Source organism: Saccharospirillum sp. ABV4_185, assembly GCF_056159245.1.
In genome coordinates this window covers 571,153-597,932 of record NZ_JBSWUW010000001.1, presented here as the reverse complement: position 1 = coordinate 597,932, position 26,780 = coordinate 571,153, and the positions used below count along the sequence as shown (strand labels likewise).

Sequence of the window (26,780 nt, the reverse complement as noted above, 5' to 3'; positions counted from 1 at the left end):
TCCAGCCTCACTCAATGATCGGTGTTGAAATAAGAGTCCCAGTAATTCTCAGGGACATTCAGCTTGAGGTTATTCAGCTGGCGGAAGCGCCAGAGAAAACGCACTGAGTAGGCAAAAAACACCAGACTTTGTTTGCACAGCACAAAAAAGCGGCGTTCGCTGCGATAGCCTTTAAAAGTGCTGGGATCAAAAAACAGCAGGTTGCGGAAGCGACCGGCGCCAGCCAGCGTTGAGTCGGTCATGGCAACGGGATAAGGTTTGCCGTCGGCCAGATTGCGACGACGCAACAGCGGCAGATAACCAAAGCCGCAGACGACGACTTTGAGTTTGTCGAGCAGATTGCGCTGGCGCATAACTTCCTTGTCGCTGGACAGCAGACCGGAAATATCCTGCATCGGAAAATGACTCATGGTGCGTTGATGGATTGCTGCCAGGCGGTCGGCGTCAAGGAAGTAGTCATCGTTCAGGCGGGTGACTTCCTGCAAGCCCCATAAAACCATCGATGAACGGTAGTGATCGCCGAGCATCAGGAATTTCACAAACATGCGCGCGATAGACAGCAGCATTGGCACCGCCTGAGTTTTTTCCTGACTCAGAAAGCGCATATAACAGGCGTTGCGAATCTCGTAGATAAATTGCCAGCTGAAGGGTTTTTTATCGAAGTCTTCATGCCATAAAAAAGCGTGCGGCAAGGTCACCGATGGCACACCCTGATAGTCGAGCATCCGACCGACCAGAATGTCGTCGCTTTTGATAAACATATTGGGCAGATAGGGCGTTTCCTTGACGGGTAATATCGTGCCCCACCAGCCGGTAAAACCGACTTGATGAACGCTGTTGAGCTTTTGCAGTGAGCGCTGGCGTTTGGCATTCAGACCACTGTTGTGCGGATAGATGCGATAGAACCAGCTGTAGTCGGGCGTGCCGCCTTGTTCCCAGACCCTCCAGGGTTTACTGGCGCTCATCATCATCACGCCGAGCGCTACCGGATCTTTAGTCAGGCTGGAAAAAACCAGAGCGCGGTACAGCAGTTCCGGATAGATTTCGACGTCGTCATCCATAAACAGAATGCGGCTGGCGTCGATACTTTTGGCATAGTTCAGTGAGCGCATGAAACCGCCGGTGCCACCGAGGTTATCCTGGCTGATCAGATGCACGCCCGTTGGCAGGTCGTCTTTGCTGAGCGTGCGGCCGTTGTCGACCACCACAATGTCCAGATTTAACCGACCCAGTTCCGGACATCCGGCCAACTTGTCCAGGTTGGGCAGTAAATATTGTTCGCGTTTAAAGGTGGTGACGCCGATCACCAGTTTGCTGTTGGGTTCGGGAATCTGTGTGGCCACCCAGGCCAGATCGCAGATTTCCAGGCGGGTTAAACCGGTGCTGATATGAACAAAAAAGTAACCACTTTCGTGACGCAAATTAATATCCGGCGATACTTGATTTTCGCCGTGGCTGACTGCCCAGTTCAGTACCAGGGTGTTGGTGCCCAAAGCGTCGACAAAATAGACCTGAATATGGCCGTCACCGATCACCCGGGAGATACGCAATTGGATGGCCTGAATGTCGGTAAAGCGGGCAAAGTGATGATTGGGGAAACAGTGCGCCAATTGATTCAGGCTGATGTCCTGTTGCGGCGGAATATTCAGACCACGACGGCCACGAATCAGCGGCCGAAAGGATTCGGTGGCAAAGAGTATGCGCTTGTCGATGTGCTCAACGTTGAACTCAAAATGTTGCAGGCGGGTCATACCGCGCGGTCCTCTTCGATGGCGCCATGTACCATGCGGATGATTCGATTGCAGGAGCGCAGAGCCAGTTGTTCGTCGTGTGTTGCCATCACCAGAATGCCGGCGGCATCGACGTAACTTTTCAGCCGCGCTTCGGCTTTGTCGCGAAATTGTTCGTCACCCACACTCATCCATTCGTCCATCAACAGAATGTCCGCGGGTACGCTGGTGGAAATAGCGAAGGCCAAACGCAGCACCATACCGCTGGAATAGGTGCGTACCGGCATGTAGATAAAGTCGCCCAGTTCACTGAAATCGACGATGCTGTCGGTCAGTGCCTCAGTCTGTTGCTTGTTTTTGCCCATAAAGAGCAGGCGCATCTGGATGTTTTCCAGACCGGTCAACTCCGCGTCCATACCGAGCATGGAATCGAGCAGGCTGGTGACCCGCCCGTTGATGACAACCTCACCGCAGACCGGTGTGTAGACTCCGGCAAGCACGCGCAGCAAGGTGGTTTTTCCGCTGCCGTTGTGGCCGAGCAGCGCAACTTTTTCACCCTGATCAATGCTCAGATTGATGTTGTTCAGGGCTTCAATTTCGACGCGGTGTTTGTCGCCTTTGAGAATGCGACCACCGGCCGCCGACAGCAGCGTTCGCTTGAATGAGCGGTCGTCGGACTCGTAAATCGGGAAGCGAATATGCGCCTGGCGCAGAGCGATGTTCATGCGTTTTCTCATAACCAGTACACCAGTCGATGGCCGCTGCGCTTGAGCAGATAGACGGCCAGCAACATCAACAACAGCGCGCTACCCAGTGCAAAACCCCAGTCGTGACTCGCCGGTGCCTGGCCGATCAGCGGTGCGCGAATCAGATCGACATAGATGGCCAGCGGATTGAGTTCGGCGATCAGTCGACGCTGACCGGACAATTGATCGGGATGCCAGACGATGGGCGTGACGAAAAAGAAGAGGTTCATCAGGCTGGTCAATACCGGTTGCATATCGCGAAAGCGGGTACAGAAAAAACCGATGATCAGGCCCAAAAAAAAGCAGTTGATGGTGATCAGAGCCAGGCCGGGAATAAGCAGCAAGAGGTTCAGGTTGACGGGCCGGCCGAGGATCAGAAACAGCACCGGAATTATGGCCAGGTTGTGCGCCAGGATGATCAGCTGACGGTATTGAACTCTGAGGATGAACAAGGACAAGGGCAGCTTCATGTTGCGCAGGTAATGCGCCGAATGCTGGAAGATTTCACCGAACTCGATCAGTTGCGCCGAGATAAAACCCCAGGCGATCAACCCCAGGCTGAGGTGCGGCAGGAAATCTTTCAGTTCGATGTTAAAGATGCTGCCGTACAGCGGACCCATGGCCGCAATGGTCACCGCCATGCTGATGGTCAGCCACAGCGGGCCGAGTACCGACCGTCGATAGCGTGCCAGGATGTCGTTCCAGCCCAGCGCCATCCAGATGCGGAACAGACGCAGTGCATTAACAAAGTCGTCCAGCGGAAAGCGCAGCGTTCCGGCGACCTGAGAATTCAGATAGGGGTAAAACAAGGGTTACTACTCGGTAAGGTTATTATGAAGATACTTGTCTGTTTTTGAGGGTTGGTAAGGTATCAGATTTTGCGATTATGTCAGCTTTGGTGGCGTTTAATGTGACTTTTGTCTCAAAAAATATCTAAAAGGTATTATTAATAAATACCAATACAATCGATGTGATGCTTGATCAGCGAGCGGTGCCGGGCCGTGAGAACGCTGGTTCGGCACACCGATGGCTCGGCAGCGCAGTAAGTTGTGATCCGTAGCGCTGTTTGATCCACGCCACCTGGATGAAGGTCGCAGACAAGTCATAAAGCCGGCCTTATAATGCCGCGCCATGCCGAATCGAAACTCTCCCCGTCGTCCTTCATCTTCCAAGTCATCTTCACCCGACAGTCGCTGGCGTCGCTGGCGCTGGCGAATATTGCAGGCCTGTCTGATCGGCCTGGCGGTGTTGATTGCCTGGATGTTTTATCTCAACGCCGTGGTGCGCGAACGCTTTGAAGGCCAGCGCTTCACCATTCCGGCGCGTGTCTACAGTGAAGCTCAGGAGCTCTACGCCGGTGCGCCGCTCAGTGCGGACCAGGCGCAGGCGTTGCTCGAGCAACTGGGTTACCGCACTTCCAGTCGCATCGATCAACCCGGGCGTTATCAGCGCAGCGGCCAGACCTTACGTGTTCATACCCGGGGGTTTAATTTCTGGGATGAGGTCGAGCCGTCGCGCATTCTGGTGCTGGATTTCAGCGGCGATTCACTGCAGAGCATTCGCGATATCAGTAACGATCCGATCCTGCTGGCGCGATTGGATCCGCTCTTTATCGGTCAGGTCTATCCGGGCAATCGCGAAGATCGTTTGCTGATGCCGTTGCAGGTGATGCCGCCAACCTTGGTGGCTGGCTTGATCGTGGTTGAAGATCGTCACTTCTTTGAACACCACGGCGTGTCCATTACCGGCATCGCGCGTGCGTTATGGGCCAATGTGACCTCGGGTTCCATCGAACAGGGCGGCAGTACGCTGACCCAGCAGCTGGTCAAAAATCTCTATCTGTCGCCGGAGCAAACCTTGTGGCGCAAAGGCAACGAAGCGCTGATGGCGTTGCTGATGGAGTGGCATTACGACAAAGCCACCATCCTTGAGGCCTATTTGAACGAGGTTTATATCGGCCAGCAGGGGCAGCGTTCGGTCAATGGCTTTGGCCTGGGCGCGCAGTTTTTCTTCGGCACGCCACTGCCCGCCCTGGATTTGCATCAGCAGGCGATGCTGGTTGGCTTGATCAAGGGGCCGTCTTATTACAACCCAAGACGCAATCCGGAGCGCGCTTTAGAGCGTCGTAATCTGGTGCTGCGACTGTGGTATGAAAGCGGCATCATCGAGCAGCTCGATTACCAGCAGGCGATCAATCAGCCGCTCGATATCAGCACCGCGCCCGGCCAGGCCAGCTATCCGGCCTTTATGGATCTGGTGCGCCGGCAACTGGCCGAAGGCTATCGCAAAGAAGACTTGCTGGCCGAAGGGCTGACGGTGTTCACCACCTTAAATCCGTTGGCGCAATCGGGTCTGGAGCGCGCGGTCGAGCGGCGTTTGCCGGCCATTGAAGCGGCCGCGGGTCCGGGTGAAGCTCTGGAGACGGCGGCGCTGGTATCGCGTCCATCCACCGGTGATGTGCTCGCCATGCTCGGCGGTCGCCGCCCGGAAGTCGCCGGCTTTAACCGGGCTTTGGATGCGCGTCGCTCGGTGGGCTCCTTGATGAAACCAGCGGTCTATCTGGCGGCGCTGGAGCAGGGTTATACGCTAGCAACGCCGGTCAGCGATGCTGAGGTTACGGTTTCCGGCGCCGACGGCAAACTCTGGCAGCCGCGTAACTACGATAAAGAAAGTCATGGCACCCCCTTGCTGGTGGATGCCTTGTCGAACAGCTACAACCAGGCAACGGCGCGATTGGGTATGGAAGTCGGCTTGGCGAATGTGTTCGATGTGATCGACCGGCTTGGCATCGATGAAACCCCGCCGCCGGTGCCGTCGGTGATGCTGGGCGCGCATGGTTTGTCGCCCTATCAGGTGGCGCAGTTCTATCAGACCATTTCCGGCAACGGTTTCTATACGCCGCTGAACGCCATTCGCGCCGTGGTGCATCCGCAACAGGGTGTGTTGCAGCGCTTTGATTTGAGCGTTGAGCAACGTTTCGATCCGGAGCAGGTGTTCCTGTTGCAGGATGCCTTGCATCAGGTCACCCTCACCGGCACTGCCCGTTCGTTGCAATGGCGATTGCCGCAAAACTGGTGGCTGGCCGGCAAGACCGGCACCACCGACGACAACCGCGATGCCTGGTTTGCCGGCTACAGTGGCGATCGCCAGGCGGTGGTCTGGGTCGGTCGCGATAACAACGCGCCGATGGCCCTGACCGGATCGTCCGGCGCCTTGCCGATCTGGGCGGAACTGATGACCGAACTGGCGCCGTTGCAAGAGCGGCGGGGTCAGCCGGCCCGAGTGGAATATCTGCACGTCAATGAGCGTGGCGCCGTGGTACCGGCACGCTGTGACGGCGCCCGATCCCTGGCCTTTATTAAAGGCTCCGAGCCTGAACCCCAGCGTCGCTGCAATGCCGATGTACCCGGCAGCGACCCGAGCGAAAGCGATGAGGAGAAGCCGTCAATATGGGAACGTTTGTTCAGTTAATGCGTTCATGGTTGTTGTTATGGGCGCTGGTGTTGGCCGGCTGTGTCAGCCAGCCTGGTCCGAGTGATCGCATGATCCAGCAGGAGCGACGACTGACACCGGATCTTGATGAACAAGCCACAGCACCGCAACCACGCTCGGCGGTCGATAACCTGCGCTTGCAAGCCCAGGCCGCCCAGGCCAACCGGGATTGGGATAAAGCCGCTGCGTTGCTCGAACGGGCGTTGCGTTTGGACAGTCGCGAGGCAGATTTGTACGCCGAAATCGCCGAAGTGCGTTTGGGCCAGGGCCGCTTTGCCGCCGCCGAACAGATCGCCTTGCGCGGTTTAACCGTCAATTCCGGTAACGAAGAACGCAGCGCCCGACTGTGGCACGCCATCGCTCAGGCTCGATCAGGGCAGGGTAATGTGGCAGGTGCACGCCAGGCGAGGGCGCAGGCGTGCGAATTTGGGAGATGTGAGTGAGGGTGCTTTGCAGCACCCTCGGAAGACGCTTGGGTGCTTTGCACCTGGGAGACGGGAGACGCCCGGACAGGAGACGCCGGTTAGCGAAGGGCCCAACCCGTCGCCGCTAATCAGCTTCTCCCGTCAAGCGTCTCCCGTTAAGCATTCACCAAATAAGGTAAACGCCCTTCATCCACGCCAAAACAGGCCACCGTCGAGGCGTCACTCTGCTCCTTCAGCACCGGCGTTTCTGCGCTGCAGCGTTCGTTGGCGAACTGGCAGCGGCCGTGGAAAGCACAGCCCGATGGCGGGTTCAGCGGCGACGGCAATTCGCCGGTCAGACGAATCTTGTCGATGCGTTTTTCCGGTTCGATGCGCGGCGTCGACGACAGCAAGGCTCGGGTATAAGGGTGCTGCGGATTACCGAAAATCTGCTCGGTGGAACCGTATTCCACCACCTTGCCCAGATACATCACCATCACTTCATCGGCAATGTGTTCAACCACCGAAAGATCGTGGGAGATAAACACATAGGCCAGGCCCAGTTCATCCTGCAGATCCATCATCAGGTTCAGCACCTGCGCCTGCACCGACACATCCAATGCCGATACCGGTTCGTCGGCGACCACCACTTTCGGGTTCATCATCAAGCCGCGCGCAATGGCGATGCGCTGCCGCTGACCGCCGGAAAACATATGCGGATAGCGGTCGTAATGTTCCGGGCGCAGGCCGACTTTCTGCAACAAGGCGATGGCCTTTTCCTTGCGTTCGGCTTTGCTCAGGCGGGTGTTGATCACCAGCGGTTCTTCCAGAATGGTGCCGACCTTCTTGCGCGGGTTCAGCGAGCCATAGGGGTTCTGGAAGATGATCTGGATGCGCTGACGCAGTTCCTTGCGTTGGGCTTTATCGAGCTTGAGCAGATCCTGGCCGTCGAATTCCAGCGCGCCTTCGGTCGGCTCCTCGATCATCGTCAGCAGGCGCGCCAGCGTCGATTTACCGCAGCCGGATTCACCGACCACGGCCAGTGTCTTGCCCGCTTCAACCGAGAAGTTAACGCCATCGAGCGCCTTGACGGTGCCCTTGGGCTTCATCATGCCCTGGCTGACGCTGTAATGCTGTTTCAAACCCAGCCCCTGCATGATGGGGCGGGTGTTTTGGGTGTCCGTCATGCGGCGGGCCTCCCGTTATCATCCAATGGGTAGAAGCACTTGGCCTGGCGACCTTCGGGGCCGATATAACCAGGTTCTTCGTTGCGGCAACGCTCGGTGGCGTACGGGCAGCGCGGGTTCAGCAGACAGCCGCTGGGGCGGTCGTTGGCGCCGGGTACCACACCGGGCAGCGCTTGCAGGCGGTCGGCGCCACTGGCCGATTCGGGCAGCGAGCGCATCAGCGCCTGGGTGTATGGATGGCGCGGCGCCTTGAATATTTCGCTGGCAGGTCCGGTTTCGACAATCTGGCCGGCGTACATCACCACAACGCGATCGGCGGCTTCGGCCACCAACGCCAGGTCGTGGGTGATGAGGATCAGACCCATCTGTTTTTCGCGCTGCAGTTTCAGCAACAGTTCGATGATCTGCGCTTGAATGGTGACATCCAAAGCGGTGGTCGGTTCATCGGCGATCAGCAGTTTGGGGTCGCAGGCGATGGCCATGGCGATCATCACGCGCTGGCTCATGCCGCCTGAGAGCTGATGCGGGAAGTTGTTGATGCGGCTTTCCGGTGCCGGTATGCCGACTTGGCGCAGCAGGTCGATGGCTTTTTCGCGGCGCTCGGCCGGCGTGCCACCCTGGTGCACTTCAATGGCTTCCATAATCTGATTGCCCACGGTGAACGCCGGGTTCAGCGAGGTCATCGGGTCCTGAAAGATCATCGAAATATCGGCGCCGGTGATTTTGCGGCGCTGCTTTTCACTGAGGGTCAGCAGGTTGGTGCCTTTAAAGCTGAGGCCTTCAGCGCTGACTTTGCCAGGGAAATCGATCAGGCCCATCAGTGCCAATGAAGACACACTCTTGCCCGAGCCGGATTCACCGACAATGCCGACGACTTCGCCCGCATCGACCTGATAACTGATGCGATCGACCGCCGTGAAAGGCTTCTTACCGGTGCCGAAGGTAACGCTGAGCTGATCGACCGACAGCAGGTTGTTAGCGTGATCTGTCACTGCGGTCTCCTATTGTTTGAGTTTGGGGTCGAGGGCATCGCGTAAGCCGTCGCCCATCAAATTGAATGCCAGTACCGTCAGCAGAATCACCAGGCCAGGGAAGGTGACCACCCACCAGGCGCTCTGGATAAATTCGCGCGCGGTGGCCAGCATGGAGCCCCATTCCGGCAGCGGCGGCTGAGCGCCGAGGCCAAGAAAGCCGAGTGCCGCCATATCGAGAATGGCGTTGGAAAAGCCCAGCGTGGCCTGAACGATCAAGGGCGCCAGGCAGTTGGGCAGAATGGTGATAAACATCAGTCGCAACGACGATGCCCCGGCGACGCGGGATGACACCACATAATCCTTATTGATTTCACTGAGCACCGACGCCCGCGTTAAGCGGACATAGTGCGGCAGATACACCAGCGACAGCGCCAGACCGGAGTTGACGATGCTGGGCCCAAGGATGGCAACCACCGCAATGGCCAACAGCAGCGGCGGCATGGACAGCAGCACATCGGCCACGCGCATCACTGCGCTATCGATGGCGCCACCGAAGAAACCCGCAGCCAGACCCAGGCAGATGCCCATGGCCAGCGACAGGGTGACAATCACCAGACCGATCAGCAGCGACAGCCGGGCGCCGTGAATCAGGCGCGACAGAATATCGCGGCCAACGCCATCGGTGCCGAGCAGAAACTGGCTGGTGCCGCCGTCAGTCCAGGACGGGGGCGTGAGAATAAAGTCGCGGAACTGTTCGTGCGGGTGATGCGGTGCCACAAAGTCGGCAAAGATCGCCAGCAGCACAATGACCAGGATAAATCCCAGGCCCGCCAGAGCGCCTCTGTTGCTGGAAAAATAAGACCAGAATTCGGCCAGCGGCGAAACCGGTTTGGTAGCAAGTGTTTGGGTCATGACCGGCTCCTTATTTGCTGTGGCGGACGCGCGGGTTGACCACGCCGTACATCAGATCAACCAGCAGGTTGATCAGGATGATCAGCGTTGCGATCAACAACAGGCCGCCCTGAACGATGGGGTAATCGCGTCGGTTGATGGCTTCGATCAGCCATTTACCGATGCCCGGCCAGGCGAAAATGGTTTCGGTCAGAATCGCTCCCGAAAGCAACATGCCCACCTGCAAACCCATCACCGTGATCACCGGAATCAGCGCATTGCGCAAGGCGTGTTTGGCGACGATGCGGCCTTTGCTCAGGCCTTTGGCGCGGGCGGTGCGGATGTAGTCTTCACCGAGCACTTCGAGCATGGACGAACGCGTCATCCGCGCAATGACCGCCATGGGAATGGTACCCAGCACAATGGCTGGCAGCAGCAGGTGTTGCAGCGCCGAGGTAAAGGCGCCCTTGGCCGGAGATAACAGCGTGTCGATCAACATAAAGCCGGTGACGTCCTCGACCCAGAACATCACGTCCATACGACCGGAAACCGGCGTCCAGCCGAGGGTGACCGAGAACAATAGAATCAGCAGCAGACCCCACCAGAAGATGGGCATCGAATAGCCGGCCAGAGAAATGGTCATCACCGTATGGTCGAGCCAGCCGCCGCGACGGATGGCCGCCAGAATGCCCAGCGTCAGGCCGACGACGACAGCGAAGACGCCAGCGCAGAAAGTCAGTTCCAATGTGGCTGGAAAGCGGGCCATAAATTCACTCAGCACCGGTTTGCCGGTGACATAGGACGTGCCCAGATCGCCCTGGAGAATGTTACCAATGTAGATGAAGTACTGTTGCCAGAGCGGCTTGTTAAGACCGAGCATGGCTTCCAGTTCGGCGCGTTTCTCGGGAGAAACACCGCGCTCGCCACCCATGATGGTGACGACATCGCCGGGGATCAGGTGGATCAGGGCGAAGGCGAACAAAGACACCCCGATAAAGGTTGGGATCACCATCCCCAGGCGTCGGAAAAAGAATTGCAGCATGTGGCTAACCTGAAACGAGAAAGGGCGGCAGTAGAACTGCCGCCCTGTGAAGGTCTGTCATTATTGTTGACCGGTCTTATTCAGACTCGGCCAGGCTCACACCATAGAAACGGTGTACGCCAAACGGGCTCATCTTGTAGCCCTGAACAGCGGGGCTCATCGGTTCGTATACAACAGAGTGAGCAACGGTGATCCACGGCGCTTCTTCTTTGAACACCAACTGAGCTTGTTCGTACAGCGCAGTGCGTTGTTCAGGATCAGCAACACGCAGAGCGTCGTTCACCAGAGTGTTGAACTCTTCGTTGCACCAGAAAGCGATGTTGCCACCGGTCGCCGCAGCCTGGCAGCCGAGCAGGGTGTTCAGGAAGTTATCCGGATCACCATTGTCGCCAGTCCAGCCCAGCATGGCGGTTTGGTGGTCGCCATTGGAAGTACGGTCGAGGTATTCACCCCATTCGTAAGAAACGATCTCAGCGTCAACGCCAACAGCGGCCCAGTCAGCCTGGATCAGCTCCGCCATACGGCGAGCGTTGGGGTTGTAAGGACGCTGTACCGGCATCGCCCAGATATCGGTGGAGAAGCCGTTCGGGTAACCGGCTTCAGCCAGCAACTCACGGGCGCGCTCCGGATCGTACTCGTAGTCGACAACGTCGTCGTTATAAGACCACATGGTCGGCGGGATCGGGTTCTTGGCGGTTTCGCCAGCGCCCTGATAAACCGCTTCCAGGATGGACTCTTTGTTGGTGGCCATGTTCAGCGCCTGACGCACCAGCTTGTTGTCGAACGGCGGTTTTTCGGTGTTGAACGCCAGGTAACCCACGTTCAGGCCCGGAGCGGACATGACGTTGATGTTCGGGTCATCCTGCATTTCAGCGATGTCGGCCGGGTTCGGGAATACCATGTGGTGACACTCGCCTGACTTCAGCTTGGCATAACGCACGCTGGCGTCCGGAGTGATGGAGAACACCAGACGATCGATGTCAGCAGCACCTTCCCAGTAAGTCGGGTTGGCGGTGTAACGGATAACGGCGTCTTGCTGGTAATCGGTCAGCATGAACGGACCGGTGCCGATCGGCAATTGGTCAACCTGTTCTGGAGTACCGGCTTCCATCATGGCATCGGCGTATTCAGCCGAACCGATGGAGGCGAAGTCCATCGCCATGTTCGCCAGGAAAGGCGCGTTCGGTGCGCTCAGCTGGAAGACAACGGTCATGTCGTCCGGAGCGGTCAGCGATTCGATGGCGTCCGCCATGCCCATGTAACCGAAGTAGGAGTAATCCTGGTTGGATACGCCGTGGTACGGGTGGCTTTCGTCCATTTGACGGTTGAAGCTCCACAGCACGTCTTCAGCGTTGAAGTCGCGGCTTGGCTCGAAACCGTGGTTGGTGTGGAACTTAACGCCTTCACGCAGATGGAAGGTGTAAGTCAGGCCGTCGTCGGAAATTTCCCAGCTTTCAGCCAGGCCCGGAACGACAGCAGTGCCACCGCGCTCGAACTCAACCAGACGGTTGAACATGGTGCGACCAGCAGCATCGAAGGTGGTACCGGAGGTGTAGAACGCCGGGTTAAAGCCTTCAGGGCTGGCTTCAGAGCAGTAAACAAAGGTGGTGGCTTCGGCGACCTGTTGGTCGTCAGAGCTGCTGAACCACCAAACAGCGGCGGCCAGAATAGCGATGACTACCACAAGAATGGGTATGCCTTTTTTCATTATTATGACTCTCCTAGATGGATGAACAGCCCACGATGGGCTTTGAGCAAGTCGGACCCCGGTGAGGACGGCGCCCATGAACCAAAGCCAACAGCAAAAACAGGGCCACCATATGAGTGGGCCGTTTGAGCGTGTTATAAGCTTATAACTGGTTCAAATTGGTGCGTGAGAATAAAACAAGCCTCACAATAGGGCAAACGCACTGCTGCGGCCAGTGGTCGCCGTTATTAGGCCCGTTCAGGGCAATAATGAAGCGCTTTTGGAGTCTGACAGGATTCTGTCAGTAAAAGCTGCGCCTTGTCTGTGGCTTAGTAATGGAGCGGTGCTGTTAATTATGCTAGAAATTCGAATCTGGCTTAAGAGTTGCTTGGCCCGCCCTGGGCAACCGGCGAACGGGGCGGCCAACTGATGGCGTCGCTATGATGAAAAGCGGCGGCCCCAGAGTGTTTTGCATCGACCTGGGGCTTTGCGCACTATCCTTGCGCCAGAAATGAACAATAAACCATCCTCTCTCGAAGGACCTTCTGGCGAGCAGATCCTTGCCAGTCCAAATGAGAGACCGACCAGGAGAATCAGATGGGTCAGGCAATCGCCCCGCTGTTGGCCACCGACATCCATAAGCAATTTGGTGATGTCGAAGTCCTCAAAGGCATTTCATTGGAAGCGGACAAGGGCGACGTTATCTCTGTTATCGGCTCGTCCGGTTCCGGTAAAAGTACGTTTCTACGTTGTATGAACATGCTGGAAATCCCCACTTCCGGCGAGTTGCGGGTTCATGGTGACAGCGTCCGTTTTAAAACCAATCGTCACGGTCTGCGTGAACCGGCGGATATCCGCCAGGTTGAACGCATCCGCTCACAGCTGTCGATGGTGTTTCAGAGTTTTAATCTCTGGTCGCATATGACCGTCATGCAGAATATTGTTGAAGCGCCGATTCACGTGCTCGGCGTCAGCCGCGCTGAAGCCACGGCGCGCGCCGAAGAACATCTGAATCGGGTCGGTCTTTATGACCGTCGCGATTATTATCCAGCCCATATGTCTGGCGGTCAGCAGCAACGTGCCGCCATCGCCCGGGCGCTGGCGATGAACCCCGAAGTGATGCTGTTTGATGAACCCACCTCGGCACTCGACCCTGAGTTGGTCGGTGAAGTGCTCAAGGTGATGCGTGGTCTGGCCGAGGAGGGTCGCACCATGGTGGTGGTGACCCATGAAATGGCCTTCGCCCGGGATGTTTCGAATAAGGTGATGTTTTTGCATCAGGGCCGGATTGAAGAAGAAGGCGATCCGCAGGAAGTCTTCAAGAACCCCAAATCCGAACGCTTCAAGCAGTTTATATCACCGAGTTACTGAGCCACTTCAACTCAGCAATCGAAAGGCTAAGCTTGTCCTGTGCGGATGGGTGTAACAGCTGTAAACCGAGAGAGCGCAAGCGCCCACAAGGCGTTTTGTTTTAACGACGAAGGTCAGCCATCACTGACCGAATGATAACAACTGGAGTCAACGAGAATGAAAAAAGCACTGATGACAGTGGCCGCTATGCTGGCCCTGAGCACAACGGTATTAGCAGAAGACTACGATGTGATTCGTGTGGGTGTGGACGCGCCTTATCCGCCGTTCGAATACCGCGATCCCAACGGTGAGCTGACTGGTTTCGAAATCGAACTGGGCAACGCCGTATGCAACGAAATCACCGGTCAGGATTGCGAATGGGTTATTCAAGCCTGGGACGGTATTATTCCGGGCCTGCTGGCGCGTAAATACGACATGATCTTCTCGTCCATGTCGATCAACCCTGAGCGTGCCGAGCGCGTTCTGTTCTCCGATCCGTACTACACCACTCCGTCCGCTTTCTTTGCAGTTGATGGCAGTGATTTCGATGCTGAAAACACCGCCGGCACCCGCATCGGTGTACAGCGTGCCACCATTCAGGACACCTTCCTGACTGAATTGCACGGCGACGCTGAAATCGTTCGCTATACCACTGCTGATGATGTTTTGGTCGATCTCGAAGGTGGCCGTCTGGACGCCATGTTCATCGACGTCCTGGCCGGTCACGGTTTGATCGAAGGTACCGATGGCATCAGCCAGGTCAGCGAAGACTTCTCCGAGCCGGCCAGCATCCTCGGCGAAGGTGTTGGTGCTGCATTCCGCAAGCGTGATACTGCGCTGGAAGAAGCCGTCAGCGAAGCGCTGGAGAAGTTCAAAAACGATGGCACCTATGACGCCATCATGGAGAAATACTTCGACTCCAACATCAAAATCTAAGCGCTAGCTTGGAAGAGGGTCTGGCCGGATGCCAGACCCTTAGCCGGTTTACGTTTGGCGTGGATGAATACCAAACGCAAGCCGACTCGTTTTTTATCGGGCCTGAATAACAAAAATTAAGCCCGACACTGAGACCACAGAGCACACACTATGCTGGACCTACACGGTTATGGCCCGTCCATCTTCAAAGGCGCCATTCTGACCATTGAGTTGGCGTTTCTATCCTTATTGATCGCCGTTATTTTGGGCTTGCTGGGCGCGAGCGGAAAGCTCTCGGCAAAGCGACCCCTGCGTTGGTTGTCGACGCTCTATACCACCGTTATTCGCGGTGTCCCCGATCTGGTGTTGATGATGCTGATTTATTTCGGCGGCCAGATCGGCATTAACGCCCTGTCTGATTGGGTGTATGAAATCAGCGGCGGCAAATTAGATGTTTTCTTCCAGGTAAATCCCTTCGTGGCCGGCGTTGCCACCATTGGCTTTATTTTCGGTGCCTATATGAGTGAGACCTTCCGGGGTGCTTTTATGGCCGTGGAAAACGGTCAGATTGAAGCCGGCAAAGCCTATGGCATGACCGGTTGGCAGGTGTTCAGTCGAATCATGTTTCCGCAGATGATGCGCCACGCTTTGCCGGGCCTGGGCAATAACTGGCAAGTGCTATTAAAAACCACCGCCCTGGTCAGCGTGATCGGCCTGGCGGATATGGTGAACCTGGCCACCGCAGCAGCCAAAACAGTCCGCGAACCCTTCATCTTTTTTATTCCGGTTGCTCTGGTCTACCTCGCCTTGACCTCTGTATCGGAATGGGTCTTCCTTCAACTAAAACGCCGCTACAGCGTCGGCGTGGTGGAGGGCTGATCGATGGAATTTCTGGATGCTTTGCTTGAGTACTTCAAAATATTCACTCCCACCACCCTGGAACATTATTGGGATGGTTTGGTTAATACTGTCCAACTGGTGTTTCTTTCGCTGGTCATTGGTTTGTGTCTGGCGGTGCCGCTGGCCATTATGCGCACCTCGAAAAAATGGTGGATCAACTGGCCGGTGTGGTGTTTTACCTATGTGTTTCGCGGTACACCACTGTTGATTCAGCTCTATATGATTTACTACGGCGTGACCCTGATCGATGGCATACAGGAGTCGGTATTCTGGGTGATTTTCGAACGCGCTTTTTATCCCTGCCTGATCGCCTTCACGCTCAACACCGCCGCCTATACCACCGAAATTTTTCGCGGTGCCATCGAAGCCACACCGCGTGGTGAAATTGAAGCAGCCAAGGCCTACGGCATGAGTTCGGCCAAGCGCATGCGCCGCATCGTTTTGCCCAGTGCGTTCCGCCGTGCCATTCCGGCTTACAGTAATGAGGTGGTGTTTATGCTGCATTCCAGCGCCATCGCCTCGACGGTAACCATCATCGATCTGACCGGTGCCGCCCGCGATATTTATGCACGCTTTTACGCCCCCTTCCAGGCGTATATCTTTGTTGCGCTGATTTATCTGTGCCTGACGTTTACCATCTTCTATTTCTTCAAGCAGTTGGAAAAACGCATGCTCGGTCATTTACGGCCGCGTTAAGGGTAACGACGTACAGGCCGCATCGCGGCCTTTTTTAATAGAGGTCAATTGTGTTCGGTTCCTACGAAAATTTTCTGGACCATTGCCTGGCGACCGCCGATGCCGAGGTCAATGCCAATTTCGAAATTCTCAGCGCCGGCACCGAAGTCGCACTGCTCGACAGCGGCGTACTGCGCGTTGAACCCAATACCGCCTGCGATACCTCCCTGGTGATTTCCTGCGGTGTACATGGCAATGAAACCGCGCCGATTGAAATAGTCCGCGACATCGTCCGTGACGTGCTGGACGAAGAACAGAAAGTCGGCCAGCGGGTGCTCTTTATTCTCGGCAACCCCTGGGCGATGCAGGCGGCCAAACGTTTTACCGATGTGAATATGAACCGGCTTTTTGCCGGTGACTGGCAGCAGTACGATACCGGCTTAAAAGAAGTAAAACGGGCGGCGAAACTCGAAGCCTTTGTTGCTAATTTTTACGCCAGCGAACCGGTCACGGTAAAGCAGCGTTATCACTACGATTTGCACACCGCCATTCGTGGCAGCCAGCGCGAACGTTTTGCGGTTTATCCATTTGTGCCGGGCCGAACCCTGCCAGCGAATCAGCAGGCATTTTTGTCGCGTTCGGATATTGAAACCGTGTTGTTGCAGAACGAAGAGGGCAATACCTTTTCGTCGTTCTCATCACTGAAATACAGCGCCGAAAGTTTCACGCTGGAACTGGGCCAGGTGAAGCCCTTTGGTGAGAACGATTTAAAACGTTATAGCGGCATCGACTACGCGCTGCGCGAACTGATTGCCGGCGAACCACTGCCAGCAGAACCCAAGCGACCGGTCACTCAGTTCGAGGTGTGTCACAGCATTGAAGTGACCAGCGATCAGTGGGAATTTTTTGTGCCCGACGATGCGCTGAACTTCACCGAATATGAACCGGGCACTTTGATCTGGCGCGATGGCGAACACGAATATCGCGTCGGTGAACAGCCCGAATGCATCGTCTTTCCGAACCCCAAAGTACCGGTCGGCCAGCGTGCTGGGTTAATGCTGCGGGCGCTGTCTTAATAACGCAGAATCACAGTAGCCAGAACGGCACCAGCGGCGGTACCAGAAAGGCGGTAATGACCCCGGTCAGACTCATCGCCAGGCCAGCAAAGGCACCGCAGGTAATCGATTTTTCGAACGCCTGAGCGGTACCGAAACCGTGCGCGGTCACCCCCAGCACAAAGCCATATAAGGCATGGTCGTGCAGGCGGCACAGCCGCATCAGCCCCGGCAGAATCAGGGTGCCAACGGCGCCCGCCAGCAACACCAGACCCGCCGCCAGCGAACCGCTGCCGCCCAGGCTGTCGGCCATGCCGATGGCGATGGGTGTGGTGATCGACTTAGCGCTCATGCTCAGTGCCAGTATCTCATCGCCGGTTATCCACCACGCCAAGATCACCGCACTGGCCGACGCCACCAAAGCGCCGCTGAAACAGGCCAGCAATAACGGCACTGCCATCTTGCGAATCAGCGCCATGTTCTCGTGCAACGGCACTGCCAGTGCAACCGTGGCCGGGCCGAGCAGAAAATGAATAAAGCGGGTGTCCTGCTGGTACTGGGGGTAATCCCAGCCGAGCAGAGTGATGGCACCCATCAAACTGAAAATACTGATAATGACCGGATGCAGCAGAGCATTGCGACCGGCCTTGATATACAGCTGCTCAGCCGCCAGATAGACGCCCACGGTCATACTGATGGCCAACAAGGTTTGAATAGAAGCAATCATGCGCCGGGTGCCTTCAGCAGTTTGAACAGCCCGATCATCACCAAGGCGGCCGCCACCGTGCTGATGGTGATGATCAGAAGCATCCACAGGCCATTGCTCATCAGCCGGTCCCAATGTTGAATCAGGCCGACCCCGGCGGGCACAAACAGCAAGGTGAGGTAACGGATCAGCGAACGGCTGGCATCGGCCAGGCCTTCGGGCACTCGACGGTAGATCGTCAGACTGATCCACAGCAGCAGCAGCCCAACCACATTGCCCGGCACCGGCCAGCCAATGGCTGCGGTAATCAGCTCACCGGCCAGCCAGTAAACCATCAGTATGAGAAACCCGAACAACATAGCGCACCTCCCGCAGTCGTCGCCTATTGTGCCTCAAGTTGTGGCTGAATCGCTGCGTTTGGGCCTGGCAAATGCGCGAAGACAGTGTTGCGCCGTATAGCCCTGGCGGCATCAGGGCCTGTATAATGGACGGTTATGAGTAAAGCCAAGAAAAAGCCGCAACCCGGCAGCAGTACCATTGCCCAGAACAAGAAGGCACGCCACGACTACGAGATCGCTGAAAAAGTCGATGCGGGCCTGCAGTTGATGGGCTGGGAAGTCAAAAGCCTGCGCGAAGGCAAAGCGCAATTGGTCGACAGCTACGTCATCTTCAAAGACGACGAAGCCTGGCTGATTGGTGCACACTTCACGCCGCTGAACACCGCCTCCACCCACGTGATCGCGGATCCAACGCGCACCCGCAAACTGCTGATGCACCGCCGCGAAATCGACAAGCTGAAAGGCCAGTCCGAACAGCAGGGATACACCGTGGTGTGCCTGTCACTGTTCTGGAAACGCAACAAAGTGAAAGCCGATATCGCCCTGGTGAAAGGCAAGAAACTGCACGACAAGCGCGCCACCATGAAAGAGCGCGACTGGAACCGCCAGAAAGAACGGGTGATGAAAGCCTATAACACCTGATTGCGCGAACGCGGCCTGCTTTGGCTGTGTATTGATAGTTGTGTTGAAAGATAGGTGTTTTGAAAGATGTTTTAACAGAGGGTGGCGTGCTAGACTGCGCCACCTCGCGTTTTCCAGGGTCACCAAGCCCTTGAAATCCGCGACCGTCGGCAGCATTAAGCCGACACCACCGGAACTTTCGGTGAACCGTTTTCGGGGGCGACATGGCTTCGACGCGGGTTACAAAGTTCAAGGTGCATGCCGAGATGGTAGCGAATCTCGTAAAACCAAAGCTGCAAACTCATAGTTGCAAACGATGACAACTACGAAGGTTACGCTCTAGCAGCCTAATCCTTCAAAACTGGACCCCTTAACCGGTCCGGCAGTCACTGGGCTGTGCCTGAACGGCTCAACTGACTGTCAAAAATTCAGGATCGCAGTGAAGGTTGTCTGGGCCGGAGCTGTTAAACAAACATCCCAGGCTCCCCGAGTCGCACCTGTCCTTCGGTAACGGCAAGGGTAAATTAAAGAAGTGACTAAGCATGTAGGACCGAGAATGGAGGACTTGCGGACGCGGGTTCGATCCCCGCCGCCTCCACCAACACAAAAAAAGGGCCCACCCCAAAAGGTGGGCCCTTTTTTTGTGTTCATGAAACGCGGGAATCGTTCGCTTCACCGCGTCGGGTTCGACAAATCGGCGAGCTGCCGATTTGGACGCCCAAAGGGCGCCCCGAAGGGGTGAGGCCCAGAATGGGCCGAATCCTGCCCGCCGCCGGCCCATAACCTCCTAGCATCCCCGGAGCTATAAACCAGTCGGGACTGTACGGCCTGAGCCACAGAAAGCCCCGCAGTCTCGTCATGCCTAACCTCCAACTCAAAAGCGGACACAAATGCACCCATTAGCCTTGAATTCCATCACAGAAAAGAGTCATTCTAAGCCTGTACTGGCGGACTCCAATACCTGAACCTTTCTGACGTGTACTTGTTCCGACTGGGTAAGCGTGCTTAGGGAGTTAGTATGCTGGTTTCAAAGCATGCAGTAGTGGGAGCGTGAATCGATAGTTCACGATAATCGCGTCTGCTAGACCATTTGTTGCTGAGGGCCCACAATACTAATGCATCAGGCGGCCAGCCAGCACCTATTTAAGAAGGCCGTTATATAGTGAGTCTTATAAATAATCTCAGGACAGTCTAAGTTATGAAATTCATCGATCTTTTCGCTGGGTTGGGCGGTTTTCATCAGGCATTAATGCAGCGTGGAGCCGAGTGCGTATTCGCTTCAGAGCTCAATACCAACCTGTCGGCTTTGTATGAAAAGAACTTTGGTATAAAGCCTCATGGTGATATCCGTGCTGTTGATCTGTCCTCTATCCCTGATCACGATATTTTGTGTGCTGGTTTCCCTTGTCAGCCGTTTTCAAAGGCTGGTGATCAAAAAGGACTTGAGTGTCCGCAATGGGGGAATTTGTTTGATTACGTTGTGGAAATTCTAAAAATAAAGCAACCACGTTATTTTATTATTGAGAACGTCCCCAACCTGATTAAGCATAAAGGTGGTGAGACATGGCAGATGATATGCACTCAACTAAGCGAGTACTACACCATCGATTTTGCCCGGCTGTCGCCGCATATGTTTGGTGTTCCTCAAAAACGCGAGCGTGCGTTCATTGTTGGAGATAGGAAAGGTCTTGATGGGTTTGATTGGCAGTTGCCAGAATCATTGCCAGAAATATCTATCCGTTCGATCCTTGATGATGACCCTGCTGATGCACATACCCTTAATAAGAACCACATATCCTATTTGAAGGCTTGGCAGGAATTCGTTCAGGCATTCCCTGCAGATGAGGAACTACCATCATTTCCGATATGGGCAATGGAGTTTGGAGCCGACTATCCGCTGGACGGGCCTACCCCGCATAAACTTGGATACAAGAGACTAGGAGCTTATAAAGGCGCATTTGGCCAGCCTCTAAAAGGGTTGCGCGCGGGAGTGGTTAAAGAGATGCTGCCAGGGTATGCCCAAACTGAGCTTGATACGTTTCCAGACTGGAAAATCGATTTTATTCAGAAAAATCGCGATTTCTATGCGCGACATAAATCAATGATTGATCCTTGGTTATCTAAGATTAAAAATTTCCCTGCGAGCTTTCAAAAATTAGAGTGGAACTGCAAAGGTAGTGAGAGAGATATTTGGCAGCATTTACTACAATTTAGAGCTAGCGGAATCCGTGTTAAAAAAGCCGATACAGCGCCCTCTTTAATAGCTATGACCACGAGCCAGGTGCCGATTATTGCCTGGCAGCAGCGTTACATGACTCCACGTGAATGCAGTAGGCTGCAGAGCATGGGTCGACTCGAACACTTGCCTGATTCCAAGAACGGAGCCTACAAAGCCTTTGGCAATGCAGTAAATGTAGACGTGGTTCTTCATATTTTTGATGCACTTACTAATCGTCCTCACATCGAAGAACATGAAACTATAGCGGTCGCGGCAGCATGATGCGGCAAGTTAATTCTGTAAATATCAGACCCGGAGTAAATGTTCTTTCTGTTCTTCCTCACCTGAATTATAAGCCTTGGTTTGCGCTCGCGGAATTTGTTGATAATTCTATTCAGAGCAGTATTGATAATCTGAAGGCGTTAAATGCGTTAGACGGGAGCGTTTATAAGCTGCATGTCGAAATTAATTTCGACATGCACGCCAAAACGATCACCATAAAAGACAATGCCGCTGGCATTGCTTCAGGTGATTATCAGCGTGCGTTTCGTCCCGCAGAGGTTCCACCTAATGCTTCAGGCCTATCGGAATTCGGTATGGGAATGAAGAGCGCGGCATGCTGGTTTGCTCCAAACTGGAGCGTACGGTCTAGCGCACTCGGTGAGAATGTCGAACGCACAGTAATATTTAATATTGACGAGATCGTCCATGACAGCACCGAAGAACTTAACGTGCTATCCATGCCCGTTTCAGAGGACAAACATTACACTGAGATTCGTCTTGAAGACATCCACCGTTTTCCGCGCGGTAAAACTGTCCAGAAAATCAAGGAGCACTTGTCCAGTATCTACAGGGTTTATATTCGAGAGGGCTCTCTTGCTATTTTTGTCGATGGCCAGGAAATGACCTATGAAGAACCAGCGATACTAAATGCACCTAGCTACCGAGACCCAGAAGGCCCTCCTCTCGAATGGAAACTCGCGGTAGACTTCGACCTTGGTGATGGCAAGTCAGCATCTGGATTTGTTGCGATTCGTGAAACAGCGAGTACGCGTTTAGCTGGGCTTGCTCTGTTTCGACGTAAGCGCCTTATTATGGGTAGTGCGGATGAGGCATATCGCCCAGAAGATATCTTCGGAAGCTCAAACACCTATCCTTATCAACGAATATTCGGAGAAATTCATCTAAGAGGTTTCTTTGTTTCTCACACTAAGGACGGCATCAAGTGGGAGGAAAGCGAGGATGAGTTTCTACGTAAGTTACGTAAGGCCTTGTCTGAAGCAGATTTTCCGCTTTTACAACAAGCTCGTGAGCATCGCACTAAGGCAGGTGCTAAGGCAACTAGGAAGGATGCTACTTCCGCGCTTAATACCACTGTTTCCAATCTCCAAGATTCGACGCTAGGGGAGGATCGGACTCCTGATAGTACATCTGATACCTCATTGCAGTTGGACAGTGTAGCGCCACAGGACAAGGATCTACCTGAACTGGATAACGCAGATAAAGAACTGGCCGAGTTAAAATTGCGTTTTCGAAAAGAAACATGGCTAGTTTCTATAGAATTGTCTTATGCCGATGACACAGCAGATTGGCTGACCATTAGTGACCGTCCTTCGATTACCGATCCAGAGCCGCGTCAGGTTACTGTGCGAGTTGCAATGTTGCACCCTTTTATGGCGCAGTTCCCGACGATGGACTCTGATAGCTTTACGGCTGTTCTTAATATTGCTGCGGCTATGGCGCTTGCCGAAGTGGTAGCTGCAGAACTTGCTGATAGAAATCCGACCGCGGTCCGTCGTTATACCAACGAAATCCTCAAAAACCAGATGTCAAAGAGGTTAATGCGTGGCTGAGACGAATAGCATGATCAGGGTTGCTCCAGGCGCACCGATAGTTGAAGGGCGGTGGATGCCTGTGCAAGGCAGTGCTTTCACCGATATGCTGAATTCTAATAGTGCTCTCTCTAATGAAGAAAAAGAGCGGCTCGTCGAAGAAACAACCTCAATTTTGAGTGAATGTATCGAGCCAGGGAAAACCGGTGATATTAATACCGGCCTTGTCATCGGTTATGTCCAGAGTGGTAAGACCCTATCGTTTACGGGGCTGGCAGCGCTAGCACGCGATAATAAGTATCGCATGGTGATTCTGTTGGCAGGGACCACAAATAACTTGGTCGACCAGTCCCATTCCCGGCTCAAAGACGATCTAGACATAGAAGGTACGCGTGAATGGAAGCTTTTCTCGACGCAGCAGAAAGGCTTTCAGCAAAGCGAACTAGATCGTGTGAATATGGAACTCGCAAGGTGGCGACGGGGCAGTACACGTGCTCGAACCATCCTTATCGTTTCCATGAAGCAGCACCAGCATCTCGACAACCTAGCGAAGTTGCTATCCGATTCTGACCTTTCCGATGTATCAACGCTAATTATCGACGATGAAGGCGATCAGGCAGGAATTAATACTCGCGCCAAGCAGGATGAGGAGAGCACGACCTACTCACGGATAGTCGAACTTCGCCGGTTGTTTCCGCATCACAGTTACTTACTATATACCGCCACACCTCAGGCGCCACTGCTGATCAGTCGAATTGATATGCTGTCACCTGATTTCGGACGAGTACTCACGCCCGGTAGTAAGTATGTTGGTGGGCAAGAATTCTTTGTCGATGGTGCCGCCCGGTATATTGAGCCGATTCCACTTAGCGATGTGCCCGATAAAAATGATCCTCCGCCTGACCCACCGAGAAGCCTATTGTCTGCCTTGAGGGAATATTTCATCGGAGTAGCTATTGGGTTGCTAGAGGGGGATGATCAGCAGGGACGTAATCGCTCCATGATGATTCACCCTGCCGTATCGAAGGATGAGCACCTGATGTTTGCACGGTGGGTTAAGCAGACTAAAGAAAACTGGTCTGTCATTCTTCAAGATAAGTTTCATGACGACTACCAGGGTTTAGTTTCTGCATTTGAAGCATCGGCACTGGACCTATTCAAGACCTATGATACCAGCCTTACCTTCGATGAAGTGCTGCCAGAGCTATTCGATGCGATAGAAGAAACTGCGGTGGTTGAACTCAACACCCGCGAGAAAAACCGTATCCCTACGATAGATTGGAAGGGCGAGTACAGTTGGATTCTGGTCGGTGGGATTGGTCTTGATAGAGGGTTTACGGTTGAGGGGTTGACTGTGAGCTACATGCCTCGTTCAACCGGGGTTGGCAATGCAGACAACATTCAGCAACGCGCGCGGTTTTTTGGATACAAAAAAAGCTATCTCGGTCTTTGCAGGATTTACCTGACACCGAGCAATATCGACGCGTTCACTGAATATGTGAAACATGAGGAATCCATTCGCGGATCGATCCGTAGTCATCTTGAGGACGGCAAGACTCTGAAGGATTGGCGACGAACATACTTCTTAGATCAGACTCTTAAACCCACACGTAGCTCTGTTATCTTGCTCGAAATGTACCAATCAAAAGGGCGTAGTGGCTGGATTGTACCTGACCACCCTTTTGAGGACTCGGAAGTTGTTTCTGATAATCGGGAGGTGGTAGAAGCAATTCTGACTGACTTTGATTTTATATCCTATAGCGAAGCGGGCTGGAATAAAAAACAGATCGTTCCAGCGTTTAGTGATGATATCAGGCTGGTCGATGTGCTCGCAAAGATTGGACAACTTCGTTACAAATTGCCAGATGATAATTTGCAGCATTCTGCTCTAATGCTAGGACTTGAACGTTTGACGATTAAGGAGCCGGATATTCGATGTAGTTTCTATGCACTATCAGGGCCTTGGTCAGGGGTTAGCGCAGTACGTACACTAAGTGATCCTCCTTCCTCGAAGATTAAGAACCTGTTTCAGGGTAAGAATGCTAGTACCAACTACCCAGGTGCTAGAGCTCTTATATCCGCTGAGAAAATCACGTTCCAACTACATCGCTACGATATCCAGACTGCGGACAAGAAGCGGACGATCAAGGACGTTCCGGTCCTAGCCGTTTATGTTCCTGACCATCTGATGGAACGTGTCTGGATAGAAAGGTAGTTTTTTCTATGCTTTTTGAGGCATATACAAATTTAGTAGGCGATATGCCTAGTGATTTCGATCAGTTATATGGGCAGGCGTTAACACCAGAAAAATCGATATGGCTTTCGGTAGATGGCGATTCCTATCCATCACTGTTATTTGCTGCACATCGTTCGGAAATACGAAGTGATATTGAACTGCGGTCTGTCTCAGTCCTTTTCTCGCGTGAATGCGTGATCGAGGCTACCGATGGTCAAGAGGCTTCTGGCGTATATACGATAGTGCGCTTAAACGAGAATAACCCAGATATCACTCGCATTATGCTCCGCTTGCTGGAAGAGGCATTTTGCACGTCTACAACAATCCATACTAATAAAGAAATTGCCATCCGAATCCAGGAGTTAGCCGATCTTTTCAAGCAGCTTGGGGATTCTTCTCGGGACATTGTAGGGTTGTGGGGGGAACTCTATATCCTCACACGTGCAAGCAATTTGGAAACCGCTGTCCAATGTTGGTGCCTCAACCAAAACGCTAAATATGACTATGTGACAGAGGGCTTTGCCCTTGAGGCCAAGACAACGGTCTTATCCCGGCGAAAGCACCGCTTCTCCCTCGAACAGTTACGGCCTGCTAGTTCATTCCGTGTCTATATTGCTTCATTGGCAGTAGTCGAACTTAATTCCGGCTATACAGCAAGCGACCTCATGGATGATTTATACGGTAAAATTCGTAACGATGATCTGCGAGCACGTTTTCTAGCGCAATGCGTGTTAAAGGGAGGGCGCGACCTCTATCGCAGTACTCTCAAATTAGGCGTGCTTCCAGGTAGAACTTCCTTGATTTTTTTTGATGCTTTGGCCATACCAGTCCCGGAAGTATCTTCTGAATCCCCCATCGAGAATGTTCGCTTTGATGTTGATCTTACCGAGCTAACCTCATTGCCGCCTGAAGAAATTGATATGCTCCTGGCATTTTCTTTTGTTGATGAGTAGCCAGTGGCAGAAGCATAGACAAGTTGATATGTAAGCTGACTCTAGTTTAATTAGATATCTATGTTTTAGATGTTGTTTTTTTAAAGTCGCTCTTTGCAATATAGAGGTTTAAAAAACAACGCCATCGATTTCGAAGGTCGGATCTTACTCAGCAGGGGTGGCGTTCCGGTGATTGTCCATCTATAGGAAGCTAGCATGAAATGTCCAAATCTACTTTTTGGCCATGTCAAAATGTATACATCATTGAGGATACTTAAACGTAGTTCATCTTTAGGTGACGTTAGTTTAATTCATAAGCATCATTTAGATACCACTCAACTTGGGTGCATCATTTATATTAAGGGGAGGGTCTATGGCGGTTATACGAAAACTAGAAGAGATGGAAGTTTATAAAAACGCGAAACATACAGAGGTCGATGCTACTTTTTCAGTGGTTGTTGGGGACAACGGTGAAAAATTCTTGCAGATTGATACCTATGGTTCTATAGGTCGAAAATTAAAAGGTAAGAAAAGCCAGTCTATGCGCTTTTCGTCAGAGGCGATATCTCAACTTAAAAACATACTGGAAAAATTTTGAAGTTACTAAAGTGACTTTTATCAAATATTATTCCTATTTTTTAAGAGATCAACACCACCGTTGCCTCTGTTGTATAGTGTCTTACGAGCAGTATGGGTTTCCATGGACCCAGAAAATCAAGGCAGCTTTATCAGCAGGGGTTCGAACCCGATGTTCCGCAGTCCAAGCAAAGTAGCCTCTACTCCCTTTTCTGACTTTATCCGGCATGCTTCTTCCGGCAAGAAGAAGCGAGTATATGCAAAGGTTTTAGA

At 53.7% G+C, this 26,780-nt stretch carries 23 protein-coding genes and 1 other RNA gene; 14 read left to right on the top strand and 10 right to left on the bottom strand.

Annotated elements, in window-relative coordinates; all coding sequences use genetic code 11:
- Positions 1 to 11: 11 nt before the first annotated feature.
- Genes ACXAE6_RS02625 through ACXAE6_RS02615 form a run of 3 tightly spaced genes read right to left on the bottom strand, consistent with a single transcriptional unit; the run spans position 12 to position 3,285 of the window.
- Positions 12 to 1,751 (bottom strand): glycosyltransferase, encoded by a 1,740-nt coding sequence (locus ACXAE6_RS02625; RefSeq protein ID WP_475144095.1) that lies wholly within the window; start codon positions 1,749 to 1,751, stop codon positions 12 to 14.
- A complete protein-coding gene (locus ACXAE6_RS02620) occupies positions 1,748 to 2,455 on the bottom strand; it encodes an ABC transporter ATP-binding protein (RefSeq protein ID WP_475144091.1) in 708 nt (235 codons plus the stop codon). Before ACXAE6_RS02620 ends, ACXAE6_RS02625 begins: the two co-directional genes overlap by 4 nt.
- Before the next feature lie 8 nt (positions 2,456 to 2,463).
- Positions 2,464 to 3,285: an ABC transporter permease gene (locus ACXAE6_RS02615; RefSeq protein ID WP_475144087.1), complete on the bottom strand. Its 822-nt coding sequence runs from the start codon at positions 3,283 to 3,285 to the stop codon at positions 2,464 to 2,466.
- Between the two features lie 322 nt (positions 3,286 to 3,607).
- On the opposite strand from ACXAE6_RS02615, the gene mrcB reads away from it, so the two are divergent.
- A complete protein-coding gene (gene mrcB / locus ACXAE6_RS02610; protein ID WP_475144083.1) occupies positions 3,608 to 5,947 on the top strand; it encodes a penicillin-binding protein 1B in 2,340 nt (779 codons plus the stop codon).
- The gene (locus ACXAE6_RS02605; RefSeq protein WP_475144079.1) at positions 5,926 to 6,411 is read left to right on the top strand and encodes a tetratricopeptide repeat protein; all 486 of its coding nucleotides are present in this window, start codon (positions 5,926 to 5,928) and stop codon (positions 6,409 to 6,411) included. Before mrcB ends, ACXAE6_RS02605 begins: the two co-directional genes overlap by 22 nt.
- A gap of 137 nt (positions 6,412 to 6,548) precedes the next feature.
- On the opposite strand, the gene ACXAE6_RS02600 is transcribed toward ACXAE6_RS02605, so the two are convergent.
- From ACXAE6_RS02600 to ACXAE6_RS02580, 5 genes are all read right to left on the bottom strand, one after another.
- Positions 6,549 to 7,559, bottom strand: a complete 1,011-nt coding sequence (locus ACXAE6_RS02600) for a peptide ABC transporter ATP-binding protein (RefSeq protein WP_475144076.1) — start codon at positions 7,557 to 7,559, stop codon at positions 6,549 to 6,551.
- The gene (dppD, locus tag ACXAE6_RS02595) at positions 7,556 to 8,551 is read right to left on the bottom strand and encodes a dipeptide ABC transporter ATP-binding protein (RefSeq protein WP_475144072.1); all 996 of its coding nucleotides are present in this window, start codon (positions 8,549 to 8,551) and stop codon (positions 7,556 to 7,558) included. The genes ACXAE6_RS02600 and dppD overlap by 4 nt, the downstream gene beginning before the upstream one ends.
- A 9-nt stretch (positions 8,552 to 8,560) precedes the next feature.
- Positions 8,561 to 9,445 carry a dipeptide ABC transporter permease DppC gene (gene dppC, locus ACXAE6_RS02590; protein WP_392799198.1) on the bottom strand — a complete coding sequence of 295 codons (885 nt, stop codon included), beginning with the start codon at positions 9,443 to 9,445 and terminating at the stop codon, positions 8,561 to 8,563.
- A gap of 10 nt (positions 9,446 to 9,455) precedes the next feature.
- On the bottom strand, positions 9,456 to 10,466 hold the full coding sequence (locus ACXAE6_RS02585) for an ABC transporter permease subunit (protein ID WP_475144066.1): 1,011 nt from the start codon (positions 10,464 to 10,466) through the stop codon (positions 9,456 to 9,458).
- A 76-nt stretch (positions 10,467 to 10,542) separates the two neighbouring features.
- A complete protein-coding gene (locus ACXAE6_RS02580; protein WP_475144063.1) occupies positions 10,543 to 12,174 on the bottom strand; it encodes an ABC transporter substrate-binding protein in 1,632 nt (543 codons plus the stop codon).
- A 576-nt stretch (positions 12,175 to 12,750) separates the two neighbouring features.
- Here ACXAE6_RS02580 and ACXAE6_RS02575 point away from each other — a divergent pair.
- The 5 genes from ACXAE6_RS02575 (at position 12,751) to astE (ending at position 17,069) form a co-directional block, all read left to right on the top strand.
- On the top strand, positions 12,751 to 13,524 hold the full coding sequence (locus ACXAE6_RS02575) for an ABC transporter ATP-binding protein (RefSeq protein WP_475144060.1): 774 nt from the start codon (positions 12,751 to 12,753) through the stop codon (positions 13,522 to 13,524).
- A gap of 156 nt (positions 13,525 to 13,680) precedes the next feature.
- The gene (locus ACXAE6_RS02570; protein WP_475144058.1) at positions 13,681 to 14,439 is read left to right on the top strand and encodes a transporter substrate-binding domain-containing protein; all 759 of its coding nucleotides are present in this window, start codon (positions 13,681 to 13,683) and stop codon (positions 14,437 to 14,439) included.
- Between the two features lie 150 nt (positions 14,440 to 14,589).
- Positions 14,590 to 15,297 carry an ABC transporter permease gene (locus ACXAE6_RS02565; protein ID WP_475144056.1) on the top strand — a complete coding sequence of 236 codons (708 nt, stop codon included), beginning with the start codon at positions 14,590 to 14,592 and terminating at the stop codon, positions 15,295 to 15,297.
- A 3-nt stretch (positions 15,298 to 15,300) separates the two neighbouring features.
- Positions 15,301 to 16,014 carry an ABC transporter permease gene (locus ACXAE6_RS02560; RefSeq protein ID WP_475144054.1) on the top strand — a complete coding sequence of 238 codons (714 nt, stop codon included), beginning with the start codon at positions 15,301 to 15,303 and terminating at the stop codon, positions 16,012 to 16,014.
- A 50-nt stretch (positions 16,015 to 16,064) separates the two neighbouring features.
- Positions 16,065 to 17,069, top strand: coding sequence for a succinylglutamate desuccinylase (gene astE / locus ACXAE6_RS02555; RefSeq protein WP_475144051.1), 1,005 nt, complete (start codon positions 16,065 to 16,067; stop codon positions 17,067 to 17,069).
- A gap of 10 nt (positions 17,070 to 17,079) precedes the next feature.
- Here the strand turns inward: astE and ACXAE6_RS02550 are convergent, their stop codons facing one another.
- Both ACXAE6_RS02550 and ACXAE6_RS02545 read right to left on the bottom strand, forming a co-directional pair.
- Positions 17,080 to 17,775: an LrgB family protein gene (locus ACXAE6_RS02550; protein WP_475144049.1), complete on the bottom strand. Its 696-nt coding sequence runs from the start codon at positions 17,773 to 17,775 to the stop codon at positions 17,080 to 17,082.
- Positions 17,772 to 18,113 carry a CidA/LrgA family protein gene (locus ACXAE6_RS02545; RefSeq protein ID WP_475144047.1) on the bottom strand — a complete coding sequence of 114 codons (342 nt, stop codon included), beginning with the start codon at positions 18,111 to 18,113 and terminating at the stop codon, positions 17,772 to 17,774. Before ACXAE6_RS02545 ends, ACXAE6_RS02550 begins: the two co-directional genes overlap by 4 nt.
- 135 nt (positions 18,114 to 18,248) lie before the next feature.
- Between ACXAE6_RS02545 and smpB the strand changes: the two genes are divergently transcribed.
- The 7 genes from smpB to ACXAE6_RS02510 all read left to right on the top strand — a co-directional run bounded on the left by smpB (position 18,249) and on the right by ACXAE6_RS02510 (position 26,529).
- Positions 18,249 to 18,734 carry an SsrA-binding protein SmpB gene (smpB, locus tag ACXAE6_RS02540; RefSeq protein WP_475144045.1) on the top strand — a complete coding sequence of 162 codons (486 nt, stop codon included), beginning with the start codon at positions 18,249 to 18,251 and terminating at the stop codon, positions 18,732 to 18,734.
- A gap of 194 nt (positions 18,735 to 18,928) precedes the next feature.
- Positions 18,929 to 19,314, top strand: a transfer-messenger RNA (tmRNA) gene (ssrA, locus tag ACXAE6_RS02535).
- A 597-nt stretch (positions 19,315 to 19,911) separates the two neighbouring features.
- Positions 19,912 to 21,213 (top strand): DNA cytosine methyltransferase, encoded by a 1,302-nt coding sequence (locus tag ACXAE6_RS02530; protein WP_475144043.1) that lies wholly within the window; start codon positions 19,912 to 19,914, stop codon positions 21,211 to 21,213.
- Positions 21,210 to 22,784, top strand: a complete 1,575-nt coding sequence (locus ACXAE6_RS02525; RefSeq protein ID WP_475144041.1) for an ATP-binding protein — start codon at positions 21,210 to 21,212, stop codon at positions 22,782 to 22,784. The genes ACXAE6_RS02530 and ACXAE6_RS02525 overlap by 4 nt, the downstream gene beginning before the upstream one ends.
- On the top strand, positions 22,777 to 24,978 hold the full coding sequence (locus ACXAE6_RS02520) for a Z1 domain-containing protein (protein WP_475144038.1): 2,202 nt from the start codon (positions 22,777 to 22,779) through the stop codon (positions 24,976 to 24,978). The genes ACXAE6_RS02525 and ACXAE6_RS02520 overlap by 8 nt, the downstream gene beginning before the upstream one ends.
- A gap of 8 nt (positions 24,979 to 24,986) precedes the next feature.
- Positions 24,987 to 25,952, top strand: a complete 966-nt coding sequence (locus ACXAE6_RS02515; RefSeq protein WP_475144035.1) for a PD-(D/E)XK motif protein — start codon at positions 24,987 to 24,989, stop codon at positions 25,950 to 25,952.
- 352 nt (positions 25,953 to 26,304) lie between these two features.
- Positions 26,305 to 26,529, top strand: a complete 225-nt coding sequence (locus ACXAE6_RS02510) for a hypothetical protein (protein ID WP_475144031.1) — start codon at positions 26,305 to 26,307, stop codon at positions 26,527 to 26,529.
- The last annotated feature ends 251 nt before the right edge of the window (positions 26,530 to 26,780 follow it).

What these genes read in the sequence shown, in the direction of transcription:
- ACXAE6_RS02510 (WP_475144031.1), top strand. Translation starts at nt 26,305, where the DNA reads ATGGCGGTTATACGAAAACTAGAAGAGATGGAAGTTTATAAAAACGCG.
- ACXAE6_RS02620 (WP_475144091.1), bottom strand. Translation starts at nt 2,455, where the DNA reads ATGAACATCGCTCTGCGCCAGGCGCATATTCGCTTCCCGATTTACGAG.
- ACXAE6_RS02605 (WP_475144079.1), top strand. Translation starts at nt 5,926, where the DNA reads ATGGGAACGTTTGTTCAGTTAATGCGTTCATGGTTGTTGTTATGGGCG.
- ACXAE6_RS02550 (WP_475144049.1), bottom strand. Translation starts at nt 17,775, where the DNA reads ATGATTGCTTCTATTCAAACCTTGTTGGCCATCAGTATGACCGTGGGC.
- ACXAE6_RS02580 (WP_475144063.1), bottom strand. Translation starts at nt 12,174, where the DNA reads ATGAAAAAAGGCATACCCATTCTTGTGGTAGTCATCGCTATTCTGGCC.
- ACXAE6_RS02560 (WP_475144054.1), top strand. Translation starts at nt 15,301, where the DNA reads ATGGAATTTCTGGATGCTTTGCTTGAGTACTTCAAAATATTCACTCCC.
- ACXAE6_RS02530 (WP_475144043.1), top strand. Translation starts at nt 19,912, where the DNA reads ATGAAATTCATCGATCTTTTCGCTGGGTTGGGCGGTTTTCATCAGGCA.
- ACXAE6_RS02575 (WP_475144060.1), top strand. Translation starts at nt 12,751, where the DNA reads ATGGGTCAGGCAATCGCCCCGCTGTTGGCCACCGACATCCATAAGCAA.
- ACXAE6_RS02525 (WP_475144041.1), top strand. Translation starts at nt 21,210, where the DNA reads ATGATGCGGCAAGTTAATTCTGTAAATATCAGACCCGGAGTAAATGTT.
- smpB (WP_475144045.1), top strand. Translation starts at nt 18,249, where the DNA reads ATGAGTAAAGCCAAGAAAAAGCCGCAACCCGGCAGCAGTACCATTGCC.
- ACXAE6_RS02565 (WP_475144056.1), top strand. Translation starts at nt 14,590, where the DNA reads ATGCTGGACCTACACGGTTATGGCCCGTCCATCTTCAAAGGCGCCATT.
- ACXAE6_RS02545 (WP_475144047.1), bottom strand. Translation starts at nt 18,113, where the DNA reads ATGTTGTTCGGGTTTCTCATACTGATGGTTTACTGGCTGGCCGGTGAG.
- dppC (WP_392799198.1), bottom strand. Translation starts at nt 9,445, where the DNA reads ATGACCCAAACACTTGCTACCAAACCGGTTTCGCCGCTGGCCGAATTC.
- ACXAE6_RS02585 (WP_475144066.1), bottom strand. Translation starts at nt 10,466, where the DNA reads ATGCTGCAATTCTTTTTCCGACGCCTGGGGATGGTGATCCCAACCTTT.
- ACXAE6_RS02570 (WP_475144058.1), top strand. Translation starts at nt 13,681, where the DNA reads ATGAAAAAAGCACTGATGACAGTGGCCGCTATGCTGGCCCTGAGCACA.
- ACXAE6_RS02515 (WP_475144035.1), top strand. Translation starts at nt 24,987, where the DNA reads ATGCTTTTTGAGGCATATACAAATTTAGTAGGCGATATGCCTAGTGAT.
- mrcB (WP_475144083.1), top strand. Translation starts at nt 3,608, where the DNA reads ATGCCGAATCGAAACTCTCCCCGTCGTCCTTCATCTTCCAAGTCATCT.
- ACXAE6_RS02600 (WP_475144076.1), bottom strand. Translation starts at nt 7,559, where the DNA reads ATGACGGACACCCAAAACACCCGCCCCATCATGCAGGGGCTGGGTTTG.
- ACXAE6_RS02625 (WP_475144095.1), bottom strand. Translation starts at nt 1,751, where the DNA reads ATGACCCGCCTGCAACATTTTGAGTTCAACGTTGAGCACATCGACAAG.